The organism is Fulvivirga kasyanovii (genome assembly GCF_009711405.1).
In the GTDB taxonomy this organism is placed as follows: domain Bacteria; phylum Bacteroidota; class Bacteroidia; order Cytophagales; family Cyclobacteriaceae; genus Fulvivirga; species Fulvivirga kasyanovii.
Window position 1 is genome coordinate 1 of the sequence record NZ_SMLW01000290.1, and the last position, 4,426, is coordinate 4,426.

The following is a 4,426-nucleotide window of genomic DNA, read 5'->3' on the forward strand; positions in this document are numbered from 1 at the left end:
TGGGCAAGACTGATACAGAACTTGACAAAGGTATTGTGAACAAAGTGATCTCTATTAAAAAGCTTCCCAAAGCAGATTTCCACTGTATTATGTACTACTTGAATGGACTTATTCAGCATACTAAAAGAAGACAGACCTATTCATGAAAATGTTATATATTATAAGTGTAATTTTAGTTACATATGGCATATGGTGCATCATAGCTGCTTTCTTAAATCGAAGAATACAAGTTCAATTATTCTTTAATGAAGAAGTTCTTCCAAAAAAAATTTTGGGATCCAACTACAATAGAGTTATGAATTTTTTCTATGGAATAATCTTCATCTCCTTTGGCATGTTAGTTTTATATAATTCATCTGGTTTCTGATAGCAAAGCACCTTCAGAATAAGTTCTTTCCGATATTAGGACGCCTTGTTCATCATATATTTTCCAAACACCATCAAACTTGCCTTCCTTATATTCCCCTTCCTGCTCAATGGCTCCATTCTCATGATAATACTTCGCTTTACCCGTTAATTTCCCTTCCTTCCAATAAAGTTCGCTCATCAATTCTCCATTCTCATGGTAAGTTAAAAACTTACCTGTTTCCAAACCATTTGAGTATTGTCCCCTTTGCATTAGATGCCCACTTGAATAGTAAGAGGTAAATTCGCCTTCCTTTTTTCCATTCTTCCATGACCCAACCTGTTTTAGCTGTCCATTATCAAAGTATAGCTTTGATTCTCCATTTAGATTACCATCTACCCACTCTGACTTCTCTTTAACTTCTCCATTCTCATGGTAAAATATGGATACCCCTTCTTGGTCATTATCGGAAAAATGTATTTCTGCTGACAAAATACCGGAAGGAAAATAAAACAACCACTTTCCCTCCTGTTTTCCATTCTTCCATAGACCTTTTTCTTTTAGTTTACCCGTTTTATAATATACTTCGGATAGTCCCTGTTTTACACCATCAACAACATAACCCTTGCTCTGTAAGGTACCATCATTATAATATGTTTTAATTTGATCCTTATCTGAGCAAGATGATAAAAAAGTAATCACTATTAAATTTAGGATAGTTACTCTCATTCCTTAAAACCTAATTGAATTTTCAACCCTATTGCAATACTAAACTTTGTTTCTTTTATGACCGTTGGCATTCCACTCTGCTCCCCCTTCATATTTACTTCTCTAGGACTTTCGGTTCTAGAAACCTTAACTCCATCCACTGATTTCTCAACTTTTGTCTTTGTGCTTTCGGGCCCAAACCCAAAGAGAGTAACACTTGCTTTGGCTTTGGTTGTTTCCGTTTCCATTGTAGCCGATTTATAAACACTAGTACCTTCTAATATCTCTACCTGAATATCAGACATTTCAGTTGTAGTTTCTGTCTCTAAACCTATTTCTCCGGCTCCATAAGCAAGAGAAATACCTTTCGTTACTTTATTATCATCACCTAGAACAAATCCCTCTTCAGAGACCGTTCCAATCTCCTTGGAACCGAAGTTAACCTCCCCACCAAACTTACCTGCCTTTACCCCAAATTGCCAACCGTAACTGGCTTTAACCTCAACCAAAGGAACAATACCCTTAGTCATTTCACTAGTCATTTTCACATTAGGAACAAGCTTGCCTTGAGAATTAGGAATTAAAGGCGGAGCCCATTCTAAACCCTCTATCTCTACACCACTAGTAACACGATTTTCTGCAAACGCATATGTTGAGTTATAGTAAAAATTTTCCGCTAATGGATCCACACTAAAGAACCTTCCTATATCAGGCTGGTGATTTCTCCATTTGAAAGAGTCCCAGTTAAGTCCTAAGTCATCAATATGTTCCTGCCCTTGAAATCTCCACTTATTCTCTTTAGCCGTAATCCTTTGATAAGAGTTAAATTGCAAACCAAAAGGATAGTAATCATCACTCTGAATAACCGGAGTTTCATTAAGCTCTATCTCCAGATCATCAAAATAAATATCAGTCAAAGAACCTTCATTACTCAGGTAAATTAAGATATAACCATTTTGTGAAACTTCAAAATTTTCTACTTTCAGTTCATCAAATGGATCCTTGGAATTACCATCTATGACAATTTCTACACTTCCCTTATCGATCTGATCATACGCAAACGTCGCTCCTTTTACCAGGTCAATTACTCCATCCTCCGGGAGAAACATAACATTAAGGAAGGCCTTTGGTGCACCTGTATCTTCAAACGGAAAATCCGCTCCCCCAATCAAGCTTTCGGAGCCAAAATTGTGATTTATATTTGAAGTTCCCGATTCACCTGCTCCCGGCACACCTCCTGTAAACGCTCCGATAAGTGCTGAAGCCAACGTATTGACTGCCACGTCAGGATTCGCAGTGTTATCCATGTATTTAGCGTAAACACGTGCAGTAATATTGTCACCTGCTCCTACAGGAATAGCCAGAACTGAACCCACCTGCGGATATGGTGAGCTATACAAAACTTGAGAATGAGTATACTTGCCTTTCGCCAAAGGCCCTCCATATAAACCGTCAGTGTGGTTAAAGTCTGCAACACTGGAGATATTCTCTACATTTTCAAATAAGCTTATATCATCCGGATAATATGAATCCCTTTCATAATTAACGCTAAAGGTAGTTGTTGTCGGTTTTGTAGTAAAAGTTAAGCGGGTATTCCCCAAATGGTCTTTTAAATGGTACTGGTATTCAAATGTGCCGGTGGTTTTATCCTCCACTATCCTACCTTCTTCATGCTGAATAAGCTGTAATTCATCATTTTCATAGATCAGCTCACCGATATACTCTGTCTTTTTCGGGGCCTTACCTTCTTCATAAGTGATCTGCGCCAGCTTGTTCCCGTTAGCATCATAGATATATTCAATATAATTATTGGCGTCTTTCTCTACTCTTTCAGGAAGGTTAAGGTGGTTATAGGTGATCGTTATCCCTTTGTTTTTATCCTCGATCATGTTGCCATTCGAATCGTATTTGTAATCATCACCAGTCCTGCTTCCGTCAGCAAAACCTTCCCATGCTGCGTCATCTGATACGGCGGATAGCTGGTTCCCTTTCTTGTAAGTGTAAGTAAGCTTATCAATGGTACGCACTATAGACGTACCGTCCTGTCTGTTCAGGCTTATAATATTGCCATTTAAATCATAATTGACACTATGGAGACTGAAACCTCCAACTTTTGATGCCCAGGAGTTAGAAGAAGATGTACCCTGAGCATATTCGGCAGCTTTGATCCTGTTCAGTGGATCGTAGTGGTATGAATAGAGTTTCTCTTCTTCATCCCCGATACTTTTCCATTTAATAGCAGATATGTTCCCATTGTATTGTGGCTTATGGGTAAGCGAAACATCCGGGCTAACAGGAGCGTCAATTGTAATATCGGTCTCCGACATAATCTCTCCATCAGGATTGGACTTTGTTATCGTGTAATATTGAGGAACGTTGAGCACCACATCAGAATCCGTATACCCAGCGTCAGCAATGGTCAGGGTAGTAAGTGGTGTAAAGTTGGATTTATTTCCAATTGACTTGCTTACTACCACTGGCATATCTACAAATGTGCGGACATGGTCCCTGATCGCTGTAAACATATAATTATGCCCTGCATCATTAAGGTGTGTACCATCTCCTGAATCATAGGAGGCTTTCAGGCCAAGGTCGGGTAGATTGACCAGTTCGTCATAAACATTAATAGTCAAATTACCAAATTGATCCATCATGGCAGAAGCTTCATATTGAAGTTTCTGACGTTTGCTTTCATTACTAAAATTTCGCGGCTGAGTTGTAGTGACAAATAACTTGATCCCATTGGTCTCCGCCAAAATCTTCAGTTCCTGAAAATGTGAAAGCGTAACATCAGAAGGAACATTATCAGCAACATTATTGGAAGGCAGGTTGATGATAACGATGTCCGGGTCATGTGCTATGGCCGCATCTATATTACGACTCAGGTCTGGTGCGGGCATACTCCCTGCTGTACGGATATCATAAGTTGTAAAGCCTCCCTTTCCAAGATTGATTACTTCGGCATCAGATTTTAGAGATTGTACCCAACTGGCGAAAAGTCCTACCCATGAGTTCTCTGATGAGCTTGCCCCTACTCCCGCCGCTGTGGACGATCCTAAAACTACTATTTTCATCTTATCGGTCCACTGAAGGCTTACATTTGATCCTATCACCTGGGCGGAGAAATTCTCAATCGCTCGTGGAAGTATATTAGATACCGAAGCTGCAGCTATAGCACTAAACTCGCTTTGCTGGTCATCTCTGAAAGCCCTTACCCTGTAGCGGGCACTGCTAAATTCGGCAGGTGTCTGATCCGTATATGTGGTTGAGTTGACCGGTAACATGGCCACCAGTTCAAACGCTTGATTATTGATACTTCTCTGAAGCTCAAAACCTGTTTCATTATCCGAATTGTCCCGCCAGGTAAGGGAT

General features: G+C 39.7%; 2 protein-coding genes. Both read right to left on the bottom strand.

Translation table 11 applies throughout. The features are described from left to right. Positions 1-352 precede the first annotated feature (352 nt). Positions 353-1,048, bottom strand: coding sequence for a toxin-antitoxin system YwqK family antitoxin (locus E1163_RS02110; protein ID WP_185155927.1), 696 nt, complete (start codon positions 1,046-1,048; stop codon positions 353-355). 23 nt (positions 1,049-1,071) lie between these two features. Then, the coding region (locus tag E1163_RS02115; protein WP_246223467.1) for a GDSL-type esterase/lipase family protein at positions 1,072-4,426 on the bottom strand (3,355 nt) is incomplete at its 5' end.